At 47.7% G+C, this 13,981-nt stretch carries 14 protein-coding genes; 3 read left to right on the top strand and 11 right to left on the bottom strand.

What is annotated here, in order from left to right; genetic code table 11:
- Nucleotides 1-92: 92 nt before the first annotated feature.
- From MKS89_RS13075 to MKS89_RS13055, 5 genes are all read right to left on the bottom strand, one after another.
- The gene (locus tag MKS89_RS13075; RefSeq protein WP_072958251.1) at nt 93-1,556 is read right to left on the bottom strand and encodes a UbiD family decarboxylase; all 1,464 of its coding nucleotides are present in this window, start codon (nt 1,554-1,556) and stop codon (nt 93-95) included.
- 200 nt (nt 1,557-1,756) lie between these two features.
- The gene (gene yggU / locus MKS89_RS13070; RefSeq protein ID WP_072958253.1) at nt 1,757-2,044 is read right to left on the bottom strand and encodes a DUF167 family protein YggU; all 288 of its coding nucleotides are present in this window, start codon (nt 2,042-2,044) and stop codon (nt 1,757-1,759) included.
- Nucleotides 2,044-2,601: a YggT family protein gene (locus MKS89_RS13065; protein ID WP_072958256.1), complete on the bottom strand. Its 558-nt coding sequence runs from the start codon at nt 2,599-2,601 to the stop codon at nt 2,044-2,046. The genes yggU and MKS89_RS13065 overlap by 1 nt, the downstream gene beginning before the upstream one ends.
- Before the next feature lie 51 nt (nt 2,602-2,652).
- Nucleotides 2,653-3,474 carry a pyrroline-5-carboxylate reductase gene (proC, locus tag MKS89_RS13060; protein ID WP_072958259.1) on the bottom strand — a complete coding sequence of 274 codons (822 nt, stop codon included), beginning with the start codon at nt 3,472-3,474 and terminating at the stop codon, nt 2,653-2,655.
- Between the two features lie 26 nt (nt 3,475-3,500).
- The gene (locus MKS89_RS13055; RefSeq protein WP_072958263.1) at nt 3,501-4,208 is read right to left on the bottom strand and encodes a YggS family pyridoxal phosphate-dependent enzyme; all 708 of its coding nucleotides are present in this window, start codon (nt 4,206-4,208) and stop codon (nt 3,501-3,503) included.
- A 130-nt stretch (nt 4,209-4,338) separates the two neighbouring features.
- Between MKS89_RS13055 and MKS89_RS13050 the strand changes: the two genes are divergently transcribed.
- Nucleotides 4,339-5,334 carry a type IV pilus twitching motility protein PilT gene (locus MKS89_RS13050; protein ID WP_072958266.1) on the top strand — a complete coding sequence of 332 codons (996 nt, stop codon included), beginning with the start codon at nt 4,339-4,341 and terminating at the stop codon, nt 5,332-5,334.
- 23 nt (nt 5,335-5,357) lie between these two features.
- Here the strand turns inward: MKS89_RS13050 and ruvX are convergent, their stop codons facing one another.
- The 6 genes from ruvX to metK all read right to left on the bottom strand — a co-directional run bounded on the left by ruvX (nt 5,358) and on the right by metK (nt 10,239).
- The gene (ruvX, locus tag MKS89_RS13045) at nt 5,358-5,780 is read right to left on the bottom strand and encodes a Holliday junction resolvase RuvX (protein ID WP_072958269.1); all 423 of its coding nucleotides are present in this window, start codon (nt 5,778-5,780) and stop codon (nt 5,358-5,360) included.
- A gap of 41 nt (nt 5,781-5,821) precedes the next feature.
- A complete protein-coding gene (locus tag MKS89_RS13040) occupies nt 5,822-6,385 on the bottom strand; it encodes a YqgE/AlgH family protein (protein WP_072958271.1) in 564 nt (187 codons plus the stop codon).
- Nucleotides 6,386-6,426: 41 nt separating this feature from the next.
- Nucleotides 6,427-7,374 carry a glutathione synthase gene (gene gshB, locus MKS89_RS13035; protein ID WP_072958274.1) on the bottom strand — a complete coding sequence of 316 codons (948 nt, stop codon included), beginning with the start codon at nt 7,372-7,374 and terminating at the stop codon, nt 6,427-6,429.
- 29 nt (nt 7,375-7,403) lie between these two features.
- Complete coding sequence (gene rsmE, locus MKS89_RS13030; protein ID WP_072958277.1) at nt 7,404-8,135, bottom strand: 16S rRNA (uracil(1498)-N(3))-methyltransferase; 732 nt, start codon at nt 8,133-8,135, stop codon at nt 7,404-7,406.
- A gap of 242 nt (nt 8,136-8,377) precedes the next feature.
- A complete protein-coding gene (locus tag MKS89_RS13025) occupies nt 8,378-8,890 on the bottom strand; it encodes a SprT family zinc-dependent metalloprotease (protein ID WP_077316377.1) in 513 nt (170 codons plus the stop codon).
- Nucleotides 8,891-9,084: 194 nt separating this feature from the next.
- The gene (gene metK / locus MKS89_RS13020) at nt 9,085-10,239 is read right to left on the bottom strand and encodes a methionine adenosyltransferase (protein WP_072958279.1); all 1,155 of its coding nucleotides are present in this window, start codon (nt 10,237-10,239) and stop codon (nt 9,085-9,087) included.
- A gap of 373 nt (nt 10,240-10,612) precedes the next feature.
- On the opposite strand from metK, the gene tkt reads away from it, so the two are divergent.
- Both tkt and epd read left to right on the top strand, forming a co-directional pair.
- Entirely contained in the window at nt 10,613-12,607 is a 1,995-nt protein-coding gene (gene tkt / locus MKS89_RS13015; protein ID WP_072958281.1) for a transketolase, read from the top strand.
- A gap of 219 nt (nt 12,608-12,826) precedes the next feature.
- Nucleotides 12,827-13,852, top strand: a complete 1,026-nt coding sequence (gene epd / locus MKS89_RS13010; protein ID WP_072958284.1) for an erythrose-4-phosphate dehydrogenase — start codon at nt 12,827-12,829, stop codon at nt 13,850-13,852.
- The last annotated feature ends 129 nt before the right edge of the window (nt 13,853-13,981 follow it).

The raw sequence follows: 13,981 nt of genomic DNA, 5'->3' as shown, positions 1-13,981 counted from the left end.
TTGAGTGACGAATGCTTCGGCGCTTTTCAAAGCTGTTGTTTTTGATTAGTTGCTTTTGTTTTGCTCAATTCGTTTTGTTTTGCTCAATTGCTTTACTGATCCCATAGCTCGATAACACGCGCTTGAATCTCTTCCGGATAAGCCCCTTCAAATGAACTATGGCGCAGGCGTCCGCGATCCGGTGCGGGTTGCAGGCAGTCATGCACGACGCGATCTCCAGTATGCTCCTGACACTCTTCATCGGTATAACAGGCCAGTAACGGCAGAATCGGACCATGATCAATCACGCGACGTTTGGTGGGATGTGTCCGCGTCGGTAGTGCCCAGAGGTAATCGGCCGGATCGGTCGGATCAATATCATCATCCAGTACATAGATAACCGGACAGTTTGCTCCGTACTTCGTCTGCCAGATCTTTTGTGCAATTTGATGGGCGAATGCTTCACTGTTCACACCGGGCAGCTTGTCACGCCAGTCACAGGGGACGGTGACAAATAGCCAATGGTTGGCTGTTTCCAGCGGTGACCAGACGGTCGTTACCGGTAAATCGGCTTCACGTAACATTGAGAGTACTTCTGCACTCATTGCGACCCCGACAGCAGTATGGAATTCGTCAATCGGGCGGCCTTCCGGGATGAATGGCCAGATTGCATCATCACGATAAGTAATACACTCAACATGATAGACCGGCTGCATACTGGTTTCGGTCACCATATAACCCGGATATTCGCCAAACGGGCCTTCTTCACATTCTCGTTCAATCGAAATATGTCCTTCAATGACGATTTCAGCACTTGCCGGCACTTCAAGATCGATGGTTTCACACCGTACAACATCTATCGCCTCGCCAAAGTGTCCCCCGAGGTAGTCACTTTCATTTTCGTAATCGTCGAGTGGCATCGATGAGACGATAGGTAAAGCTGGCTCACACCCCTGCACCAATGCGTAAGGCATCGGCTTACCAATTTTACGCCATTCTTCCCATACACAGGCAATGTGTTGTGGCAGCACGATCAGCCCAGTCATGCGATGTGCATCTAACTTCTGAATTCGGGCGATTGACCAGTTGGTCCATTTGCCATCAGGTGTACGCGCCACAATCGTGCCCCATGTATTGCAGTAAGGGCCACCATCACCTTCATGAAGATAAGGAATCGGGAATCGGTCAAGGCTTGCATCGGCACCGTGCAGAATATTCTGTTTACAGGGGGCGGTTGCGACGATATTCGGTGGAATACCTTCTGCTTTGGTTGATGTCGCCAGACATTCGACAATCTCTTGCCACGAAGCATCTTCAGACAATCCGACAGAGAGGGCGACACGCGCAGCCGGTTTACCTGCAACTGAGCTGATTGCCGCCGGTGCACCCATCGCTCTCATGCCTTTATCAGTACCGAGAATATTGCTGAAGAGTGGGGCAGGGGCGTGAAGATCGTAGCCGCGTCGTGTAATCGCAGCCATTTCAAGATGGGGATCAACAGCTCTGTCTACGTGACGGATGTCTTCGAGTTGTTCCAGTTTTTCAATATATTGACGAAGGTCTTTTATGCGTTGCATAACGTCATTACCTCATAGAGTCACAGTGAATGGTGTTTATTTCTCTCTGAAGAGTGTACTACTATGTTCGTATACGAACAATTTATTTATGTGTTGTAATGCATATTGTTATTGCATTGCTGTCGTGAATGTGACAGCTGATGTGACACCATGATTTGATCGCGGGACTGGATGTTGCGCAGTCGGCGGGCTCGGTAAGGTTACAACAAAGATTGGATCATCTGAGGAATTTGGCTTGGGGAGTGAATCCGGACTTGTTTATGTCTGCCCAGCTCGCCTTTTTCAATCTCAATACTACTTTTCGCGACTTTAAATTGTTTGGACAAAAACTTAATCAGATGGGCATTGGCTTTGCCATCGACCGGTGGGGCAGTAATGGCGATTTTGAGTTCATCGCCATGTAATCCCACAATATTGTCACGACTGGCTTTGGGCTGGATATATAGCCTCAGGATTATATCCAGCTCTTCCTGACAGATGGCGGGCATTATAGCTGATGCCATAACGGACCGATAAAGTCACCGACCATGATGTTCATGAACTGCAACAGAATAAAGACGACCAGTACGCTCAAATCAATGCCCCCTAAATCAGGCAAGATTTTTCTGATCGGCATCAGGAAAGGTTCAGTGACTTGGATGAAGACATATTCTATCGGGCTTCTGCCTTGACTGACCCAGCTCAGAATAGCACGGATCAACAATACCCAGAACAACAATCCACCCGCTGCTTTTATTAGTGCAAGAAGCCCCAGAAATAAAAAGTAGGTATTGAATCCTGCCGCACCACCGGAAGCGAGCATCACCAGTATGGTAAATTTCAGGACACACAGCACATAGGCAAATAATACCGTTGCCAGATCAAGGCTACCAATTGACGGAATAATACGGCGCAGCGGACCGACGACCGGCTGTGTTGCTTTCACCACAAACTGGGAAAACGGATTATAAAAATCTGCGCGAGCGGCCTGAAGCCAGAGACGCATCAGTACGACCATGATGTACAGGTTAAACAGGGTAGAGATTAGAAAACTCATTGAATTCATAAGTTGCCCTTAATTCGTGGATATGCCGTCTCGGTCTATCCGTCATGATGATTAAAATTGTTTTTCCATCGCTTCGGCTCGTTTTACCGCAGCTTGCATTGCTTGTGCAACCACTTCAGCGAGATCATGTTCATTGAAGGTTCGGATTGCTTCAGCGGTCGTCCCGCCTTTTGAAGTGACCTGCTCTCTGAGTGCTGTGAAGTCGGTGTCCGGATTTGCTTTGACCATTGCTGCTGCACCGACTGCACTTTGTTGAACCAGCAGACGGGCTGTCTCGGCATCAAATCCTTGGGCGATCGCTTCTTGTTGCATGGCTTCCATGAATAGGAAGAAATAAGCGGGTGCGCTACCGGCTGCGGCAATAATCCCATTCATCTGAGATTCATGGTTGATCCAACAAACCTCTCCGACGGATTGAAACAGTTCGGTTGTAAACGCTTGATCCGTCTCCGTTACTGATGCGGAGGCAAATAATCCGCTCATACCCTGATTGATCAGGGATGGCGTATTGGGCATAACCCGAATTAGGTTGAGATTCGGCGTGTTGAGCATATCACTCAAACGCTGACAAGTGATGCCGGCTGCAATAGAAATTACTAGCTTTTGGGACAAATCAATATCCTGAAAATGACGGCAAACATCAGCCATCAATTGAGGCTTCACTGCAAGAATGACCACATCTGCTTGCTGGACGACTTGATGGCTATCGTGTGATGTTCGGATACCATAATCGTTCGCCAGTGGTAGCAAATGCCGATCTGTCGGCGCTGTTGCCGTGATTTGTGTCGCGGGGTATCCGCTACCAACTAAGCCCGCAATGATCGCTTTTGCCATATTTCCGGCACCGATGAAGGCGATCTGTCTTTGTTCCATAGATAGTTTTCCTTAGTTTTTTGGCGTCAGATATTCGAATAATCTCGGGCACCAAAAATAGCGGTTCCGATTCTGACGATGGTACTACCCGCTGCAATCGCAGCTTCCATATCTCCACTCATTCCCATGGAAAGCGTATCCACTTCGGGATAGATTTCTTGTAGTTTCACTTTCAATGTAGTCAATTTTTTAAACGCAGCCAGTTGAGCATCATAGTCCGGCACGTTTTCCGGAATCGACATTAATCCTCTTAAGGTGAGGTTTGGCAGCGCAGAAATCAATGCAGCCAACTGAAAAATCTCTTGCTCCCCAGCTCCGGATTTTGACTCTTCCCCGCTGGTATTGACCTGAATCAGCACCTGAAGCGGTGGCATGTCAGCTGGCCTTTGATCGTTGAGACGTTGGGCGATTTTCTCTCGATCAATGGTATGAACCCATGCAAAGTGCTCTGCAACCTGACGTGTTTTATTGGACTGTATCGGGCCGATAAAGTGCCATTCTAAAGGTTTGTCCTGTGCGTGTCGGGCGAAATACTGTACTTTTTCGACCCCTTCCTGCACATAGTTTTCACCGAAAGCAAGCTGACCGGCTTGAATTGCCTCATCAATCGCTTCGACCGGTTTGGTTTTGCTGACCGCCAGCAAAAGAACAGAATTTCGAGTACGTCCACACTTTTCCTGAACCCGCTCGATGTCTGACATGATATGTTGAATGTTTTGTGCAATCGTACTCATAGTTATTTGTCTAAACAGGTAGTTGTAGAAGGTTCATTGTAAACCGTTCATTGTAAGCAGAACACCATCAACAGATAAATACTAAATTGATGTATTTTCCCGATGAAAAACAGAATGGCAGAATCAACTCATGGATATATCAACGTTACTGGCTCTTAGTGTAAAACAGAACGCCTCTGATCTACATCTTTCTGCAAATCATCCGCCGATGTTACGAATTGATGGTGGATTGAGAAAGGTGGCATGTGAAACTTTATCCAGCCAGACGATCCTGTCTCTGACCGAATCGATGATGACCGTCGCACAGCGAGAGCTGTTTCAGCTTACCCAAGAAGCGGACTGGTGTTATCAGAGTGAGTATGGTCGTTTTCGGGTTCATCGTTTTGTGCAAAGCCGTGGCTATGCTGCGGTAATGCGCTATATTCCGAGTGATATTCCGACGCTCCAATCCCTTGAATCACCGGATATTCTTGCCGATATTTGTCGTTATCGTCAGGGGTTGGTATTGGTTACCGGGGCGACCGGTTCCGGCAAATCAACAACCTTAGCTGCAATGGTCGATGCAATTAACCGCCGAGATGAGAAGCATATTGTGACGATTGAAGATCCGGTTGAGTTTGTCCATCACTCTCAGCAGTCTTTGGTGCATCACCGGGAAATCGGGCGCGATAGTGCGTCTTTTGCCGAGGCGCTGCGCGCTGCATTACGGGCTGATCCGGATGTGTTGCTGATCGGTGAATTGCGCGATCCGGAAACGATTCGCTTGGCCTTGACCGCAGCAGAAACCGGACATTTGGTGTTGGCAACACTGCATACCCGTAGTGCTGCACAATCAATTGATCGGATGATTGATGTGTTTCCCGCAGATGAGCAGAGCCGGGTTCGTACTGTGCTGGCCGAATCGCTACAGGCAGTGATTGCCCAGCGCTTATTGCCCAAAGTCGGGGGCGGTCGGGTCGGCTGTTATGAAGTGTTGATAGCGACTTCAGCGGTGCGGAATTTGATCCGGGAAAATCGACTGCCTCAGATTGAATCGGTCATGCAGGCAGGAGCCGAGCGTGGGATGAGAACCATGATGCAAGATCGGCAGCGGTTATTGAATCTCGGGAAGGCGCTAGAGAAATGAAAGATAGAGAACCAGTGAGGGGCTCACCCCCACTGGGTTTCAAACCAGCTTTCCAGAATGATAACGGCTGATTGACAGTCTATATTGCCTTTTTTCAGCGCCCGAAAGCCGCCTTGTTCAAACAGTGTGCTGCGGGCTTCTGTCGTAGATAAACGTTCATCATGCAGTTCAACCGGTAAACCGAAACGACCATGTAGGCGGTTGGCAAATTTTTTGGCTCGGGGTGTGATGGTCTCCAAATCTTTGCCTTGTAAATCAGTCGGCAAACCGACGATAAGCAGGTCCGGTTTCCATTCCTGAATCTGCTTCTCTATATCCTCCCATCTGGGAATCCCGTCTTTCGCCGGAAAAGCCTTCAGAGGGGATGCGGTACCGGTAATTTCCTGCCCGATCGCACTGCCGATACTTTTTGTGCCGTAGTCAAAGGCCATGATTGTTCTGGACATATTTATTTTCACTCTGTTGATGCGCTTCAGCCACGACGGGGTTAAGCGTGTCCCGCCATCGTCGATAGCTGTGCTGGGGTAATGCCCAGTTTCTTGACCGCCCGATTCCATTTCTCATGAATCGGTGTGTTAAAAATGACTTCCGGATCGGCTTCAATGGTCAGCCAGGAATTGTCAGCCAATTCACTCTCCAGTTGTCCGGCTTCCCAACCGGAATAGCCAAGAGCAACCAGATAATGACTGGGTTCGGCATCAGTGCCGAGCACAGCCAGAATATCTTTTGAGGTTGTGACACTCAGCTCATCCGTCATTTGCAGGCTGGATTCATAGTGATCTTGGGGGCGGTGCAAAATAAAGCCCCGATCAGAAGAAATCGGCCCACCATTAAAGACAGGGCTATTCAGACTATAGGTTTTTTCCTGCGGATAAAGCGGGTCAATCTCGACCTGTTTCAGCATGGTTTCTACTGTGATATCGATAGGGGCATTAATCATCAGCCCCATGGCACCTTCTTCATTGTGTTCACAAATGTAAATCACACTATTTTTGAAATAAGGATCCTGCATTCCCGGCATTGCCACAAGAAAATGATTGGTTAAATTCATCGGATGAGCCCTCATTATTCAGAGAGAAATTCTGACACCATTTATGCTTTTACGCGTCGTTCGATAGCGTCCATGAGCTTTCCTGTAATTGAAATATTGTATTTTGCTTCAATTTCCCGAACACAGGTTGGGCTGGTGACATTGATTTCGGTGAGTTTATCACCGATCACATCGAGACCGACAAAAATTAGCCCTTTTTCCTTCAGTGCCGGTGCTATTTTTTCAGCGATCTGACGATCCGTTTCTGTCAGTGGCCGGGCTTCTCCAGTGCCTCCGGCTGCCAGATTGCCTCGCGTTTCACCCTCGGGTGGAATTCTGGCCAGACAATACGGCATTGGCTCTCCGTCTACGACAAGGATACGTTTATCACCATTGCTGATGTCCGGCACGAAAGTTTGTGCCATACAGTAATTTTGGCCTTGGTTGGTTAACGTTTCAATAATGACGGAAAGGTTCGGATCACCTGATTTCACTCGGAAGATCGACGCGCCACCCATCCCATCTAACGGCTTGAGAATAATATCGCCGTGCTGCTGCTGAAATGCGCGGATCTTCTCCGCTTTGCGGGTCACGATGGTGGTCGGTGTCAATTCCGGGAACCAAGCCGTAAACAGCTTCTCATTGCAATCACGCAGACTCTGCGGTTTATTGACAATCAGAGTACCTTGTTCTTCTGCTCTTTCCAGAATATAGGTGGCGTAGATATATTCAGTATCGAATGGCGGATCTTTACGCATCAGCACCGCATCCAGCTCAGACAGCGCAATGCTTTGGCTTGACTGAATATCAAACCAGTGGCTCGGATCTTCCTGAAGACGCACAATTTGGGTGTCGGCATAAGCGACGCCTTGATCTAAATGCAGTCCATCCATTTTGATGTAGTGAACTTCATAGCCACGACGCTGTGCTTCAAGCATCATCGCAAAGGTGGTATCTTTTTTGATGTTGATCCCTTCAATTGGATCCATCACAACGCCTAGTTTAATCATTCTTTATTCTCCAAGTCTTGAGTTGGCTCTTAGCCAAGGTCACCAAAACGCACCTGTAGTGCGGTGATCGCCGTTAAGGCTGCCGTTTCTGTTCTGAGCACGCGGGGACCGAGTAATATTTCTTCAAATTGATAATTTTTCGTCATCTGAATTTCTTCAGCGGACAGTCCCCCTTCCGGACCGATGAGCAGACGAATGCCTTTGTTTGGTGCCGGTAGGGTGTTGATTGAATACGATGCACGAGGATGAAGGTTCAGTTTGAGTGAGTCTGTCTCTTCACTGCACCAATCTGCCAGTGACATGATCGGTCTGATCTCAGGAATCGTATTACGTCCGCATTGTTCACAGGCCGCAATCACAATCTTTTGCCATTGCTGCAATTTTTTCTCAAAGCGTTTTTGATCCAGTTTGACACCACATCGTTCTGACAGCAGAGGGGTGATGGTATTGACGCCGAGCTCCACGGATTTTTGAATGGTAAATTCCATTTTGTCTCCGCGAGAAATGACCTGACCCAGATGAAGGTGCAGCGGGGATTCATTGTCGCGAACAACAGCGTCTCCGACTTGCACGGTGACTGCTTTTTTACTGATTTCGGTCAACACGGCCGGATATTCTGAGCCATTACCATCAAATAATAAGATTTCCTGCCCTGTTTGCATTCTCAGTACACGTCCGACATGACCGGCCGCATCTTCGCTTAATGTCACCAGACGAGCGGGGGAGATTTTCTCCGGATGATAAATACGGGGCATTCTCATAAATTTTCCTAAATCAACATTTCCTGAACCGGACTTTTTCTCAATCGATTTTTTCTCAGACAATTTTCTCTAAACCGACTTTCTTTAAACCGATCTGTGAACAGGATGGTTCTCAACAAGCTTCCCATCAATCCAAGCTTCCTATCAATCAAGGCCTGTCGCTTTTATTGGGTATAAGATGGGCGCTGCAAACTGAAATTACAAGAGGGATCATTGAAAACAAAAGGGAAAAACCTCGTTTGTCATTCATATCCGGTGCCATTATATCTCAGTGGCTGGTGGCATTGTGTACAACGATAGATGACTTGCTGACGCTGTACTTTCCGGTGACGACGAATCGACAACGAAAATTGCTGACATTGGCAATGGTATGCGAAGGTTTCTCCGGCTACGGAACGTGTATCAAATTGGTGGGTTGTCTGAGGGGGCAAACTGAAAACCTGTGTCATCACCGATTGCCATTCTGAACCGTGTGGTCTTACTCGTCCATATAGGTGGTGAACCAGCAAGTGAGCTATCTCGTGAGGAATCACTTGTTGTAAAAACTCGCTTTGATTTTCAACCAGCAGCACCGGGTTCAGACGGATTTCCCAGCGATGACAATAAGCTTTTCCGGCCGCTTTACCACGCAGTTGATAGCTAAGACTTGGTTGCGGGAAGGGGTGTTGAAAGTAGTGCGATGCTTGCTCAATACAAGACAAGATCCGAGCGGTGACTTGGGTATGAAGTTCAGCTGATATTGGTGAGGCTGACACGTTGTTCTACCTTATCTGTTTGGCTCTTCTTTTCGGTTAAAAGCAATTTTTAGCTCACAGCAAATTTGTATGAAACTGATTGCATTTAATGATGCAATCCAAGTTATTTATCATGTCGGTTTCTGTATATAGAAGCAAGCCCTCCGAGTGGAGGGCTATGAATTCAAGATAATGCTGTTGATGAACAGGCTGACTTATTTGAGGCCGGCGAAGTCCCGTAGTAATGCAGCTTTATCGGTTGCTTCCCATGGGAATTCATTTCGACCGAAGTGACCATAAGCAGCAGTCTTTTTATAGATCGGCTGAAGCAGATTCAACATTTCCTGAAGTCCGTATGGACGAAGGTCGAAGAACTGACGAACGGCTTCAATGATGATATCGTGTGCAACTTTTTCTGTGCCGAATGTTTCAATCATGATTGAGGTCGGATCCGCAACACCAATCGCGTAAGATAGTTGAATCTCACAACGATCAGCCAGACCGGCTGCAACGATGTTTTTGGCAACATAACGCGCTGCGTAGGCGGCTGAACGGTCAACTTTAGATGGATCTTTTCCGGAGAAGGCACCGCCACCGTGACGTGCTGCACCACCGTATGTATCAACGATGATCTTCCGACCAGTCAGACCACAGTCACCCATTGGACCACCGATAACAAAACGACCGGTAGGGTTGATAAAGTATTTGGTTTCTTTGTTTAACCATTCAGCTGGCAGCGTCGGTTTGATGATCTCTTCCATCACCGCTTCTCTCAATGACTCGGTTGAAATGGAGTCACTGTGTTGCGTGGATAATACCACGGCATCGATTCCGGCAATTTTGCCGTCGTTATATTGGAAAGTTACCTGAGATTTTGCATCCGGACGTAACCATGGCAGTGTGCCGTTTTTACGCACTTCTGACTGACGTTGAACCAAGCGGTGAGCGTAAGTGATCGGGGCTGGCATCAGGACATCAGTTTCGTTGGTTGCATAACCGAACATAATACCTTGGTCACCGGCGCCTTGTTCTTTCGGGTCGGCGCGATCGACACCTTGATTAATATCCGGAGACTGTTTGCCGATGGTATTTAAAACTGCGCAAGAGTCCGCATCGAATCCCATATCTGAATGGGTATAGCCAATTTCACGAACAGTGGTTCGGGTTAATTCTTCAATATCTACCCAAGCTGATGTCGTGATTTCGCCACCAACCATGACCATGCCTGTTTTGACATAGGTTTCACAGGCAACACGCGCTTTTGGGTCTTGTTCTAAAATCGCATCAAGTACGGCATCGGAAATTTGATCGGCAATTTTATCAGGATGTCCTTCTGATACGGATTCAGAAGTAAACAGATGCTTTGTCATGAGAACTCCACTCAGATGATGAGCAAGTCGTACTGAACACTTACTCGAAATTATTTGCAAACAAGCGCTAAACGCAAGAGATGTTTTTACATCTAGACGTCTATTCTATTCTGCGTCAATGGAATTACAAGCTTTTTTTTTTATGATTAATAAACATCATGATGCTTATTGGAAATGACAGTGTTTTTCATTTCGGGAAAATAACCGATAAATCTGCGATAGATCGCGCACTTATCGGCACAGTAAATCGATTGCGCCAAGTAAAGGGCTTTGCGACAATATAGTGCTTTTTTTAATATGGTATTTTGCAAATACGGTGTTATTTCGTCGTAATCTACATTCATTTTTTGCTTTATGACTTTCAGGAGCTGACATGTCTTCCCAAAAACGTCTCGCGAATGCAATCCGCGCTTTAAGTATGGATGGTGTTCAACAAGCCAACTCAGGTCACCCCGGCGCCCCGATGGGGATGGCGGATATCGCTGAAGTGCTGTGGCGCTCTCACCTGAACCACAATCCACAAAACCCGAATTGGGCTGACCGCGACCGTTTCGTGCTCTCTAACGGCCACGGCTCGATGCTGATTTATTCACTGTTGCATTTGACGGGGTATGATCTGTCGATTGACGACCTGAAGAACTTCCGTCAGTTGCATTCGAAAACACCGGGCCACCCGGAGTACGGTTATGCACCGGGCATTGAAACCACAACCGGGCCACTCGGACAAGGCATCACCAACGCGGTTGGTATGGCAATTGCGGAGAAAGCGCTCGCCGCGCAGTTTAACCGTGACCAGCATAATATCGTTGACCATCACACTTATGCTTTCCTCGGTGATGGCTGTTTGATGGAAGGGATTTCTCATGAAGCGTGCTCTTTGGCCGGTACTTTGGGTCTGGGCAAGCTGATTGCGTTTTGGGATGACAACGGCATTTCGATTGACGGTGATGTGGACGGTTGGTTCACAGATGACACGGCGAAACGCTTTGAAGCGTACGGCTGGCATGTTATTCCGGCGGTAGACGGACATGATGCTGCGGCGATTGAAGCGGCGATTACCGCAGCCAAAGCGGAAACGTCACGTCCGACATTGATTTGTACCAAAACTGTGATTGGTTTTGGCTCACCCAACAAATCCGGCTCTCATGATTGCCACGGCGCACCACTGGGTGCGGATGAAATCAAAGCAACACGTGAGCAACTGGGTTGGGAATATGGCCCGTTTGAGATTCCGGCTGACATTTATGCGCAGTGGGATGCGAAAGAATCCGGCGCAGCAAAAGAAGCCGCATGGGATGAGAAGTTCGCAGCGTATCAGGCGGCTTACCCTGAGCTGGCGGCTGAATTCAAGCGTCGGGTCAATGGTGAACTGCCAGCAGACTGGGAAACACAAGCCAACCAAATCATTGCACAATTGCAAGCCAATCCGGCCACAATCGCTTCTCGTAAAGCGTCTCAAAATGCTTTGGAAGCCTTCGGCAAGTTACTGCCTGAATTCATGGGCGGCTCGGCTGACCTCGCGCCTTCTAACCTGACCATGTGGTCTGGCTCGAAGTCACTGACGCCAGATGATGCGTCCGGCAACTATATTCATTACGGTGTCCGTGAATTTGGGATGACGGCTATCATCAACGGGATTGCGTTGCATGGCGGTTTCATTCCTTACGGCGCGACTTTCCTGATGTTTATGGAATACGCGCGCAATGCCATGCGGATGGCTGCGCTGATGAAAGTGCAGAACATTCAGGTTTACACCCATGATTCAATTGGTTTGGGTGAAGACGGGCCGACCCACCAGCCGGTTGAACAAATTGCTTCACTGCGTCTGACGCCGAACATGAGTACATGGCGTCCTTGTGACCAGGTTGAATCCGCGATGGCTTGGAAGCTGGCGATTGAACGCAAAGATGCCCCGACGGCACTGATTTTCTCTCGTCAGAATCTGGCGCAACAAGCGCGTGATGCAGAACAGGTAGCAAACATCGCCAAAGGTGGCTACATCCTGAAAGATTGTCAGGGCACACCGGATTTAATTCTGATCGCGACCGGCTCTGAAGTTGATTTAGCCGTTCAAGCAGCAGCGGAACTGACCGCGAAGGGCAAGCAGGTTCGTGTGGTTTCCATGCCGTCAACCGATGCATTTGACCGTCAGAATGCCGCTTACCGTGAAGCGGTACTACCAGCCTCAGTGACTGCTCGCGTTGCGATTGAAGCGGGTATTGCGGATTACTGGTACAAGTATGTCGGCCTCAATGGTCGCATTGTCGGTATGAACAGCTTTGGTGAGTCAGCACCGGCTGGCGAACTGTTCAAATTGTTCGGCTTTACCGTGGACAATGTCGTGGAAGTGGCACTGTCTTTAGGGTAAAGATAAGTACAGTTGTTGATCATCTATTGAATGCCGGACCAGATGTCCGGCATTTTTTGGTCGGATGATTGGTCTGTCATGCTGGATGTGTCCAGCAAGTCTATCTGTATTTGGCGTCATGCGGTGATAGAAGGCGATTACCAATGTTATTTTTTTGTACAATCCGCTACTATCGTCAATCTAATTTAAAATGAAGAAGAACAATAAGGTGAGAGAAGAATGCTAAGAATCGCCATCAATGGTTTTGGCCGAATTGGCCGGAATATTTTGCGGGCTGTCTATGAAAGTGGCAAGAATCAGCAAATTGAAGTCGTGGCCGTCAATGAATTGGCACAACCTGACGCGATGGCTCATCTTCTTCAGTATGATTCGAGTCATGGTCGCTTTTTTAAAAAGGTTCGCTACGATCAAGAACATTTATATATTAGCCATGACGATGGTGGTTCTGATGCGATCCGGATTCTTCACTTGTCTGAGCCGAAACTCCTGCCGTGGTGTAATCTGGACATTGATATTGTACTCGATTGTACCGGTGTTTTTGGCAGTCGGGATGATGGTCTCGCCCATTTGGAAGCCGGTGCGCGGCAGGTTCTTTTTTCACACCCCGGTGGACATAATTTAGATAACACGATTATCTACGGGGTCAACCATGATTCGTTAAAAGCAGAGCATCGCATCGTTTCAAATGGCTCGTGTACGACCAACTGTATTGTGCCGATTATCAAGGTACTGGATGAAAATTTTGGTATTGATTCCGGCACGATTACCACGATTCATTCTTCGATGAACGACCAACCCGTGATTGATGCTTATCATCATGATCTGCGTCGAACCCGGGCGGCCAGTCAGTCGATTATTCCGGTAGACACCAAGTTACATAAAGGGATCGAGCGAATTTTTCCCAAGTTTTTGAATAAGTTTGAAGCGATTTCGGTGCGGGTGCCGACAGTCAACGTAACCGCGATGGACTTAAGTGTCACAATCAATACAAATGTTAAAGTTAATGACGTAAATCAAACCATAATTGATGCTTCTCAGTGTACATTACGGGGCATTGTTGACTATACTGAAGCGCCACTTGTTTCGACCGATTTCAATCATGATGCGCATAGCGCCATTGTTGATGGTTCACAAACAAGAGTTAGTAACGGACGTTTGGTAAAAATGCTAGTCTGGTGCGATAACGAATGGGGCTTTGCAAACCGTATGTTGGATACGGCTTTGGCAATGGATTCACTACAGTAGAAGTTTACGAGAACGAAGATGTATTTATTTTTTAGAGTGAAATAAATAAGATGATCTTCTGCGGGTGAATACAGTATCAAGATAAACGATGGTTCGGCAGGGTTGCGGAACTGTCAAAATATTTTCCAA

This window comes from Vibrio gazogenes, from assembly GCF_023920225.1.
Taxonomy (GTDB): Bacteria; Pseudomonadota; Gammaproteobacteria; order Enterobacterales; family Vibrionaceae; genus Vibrio; species Vibrio gazogenes.
Note: the sequence above shows the minus strand (reverse complement) of the source record. Positions and strands in the feature narration are given on the sequence as shown.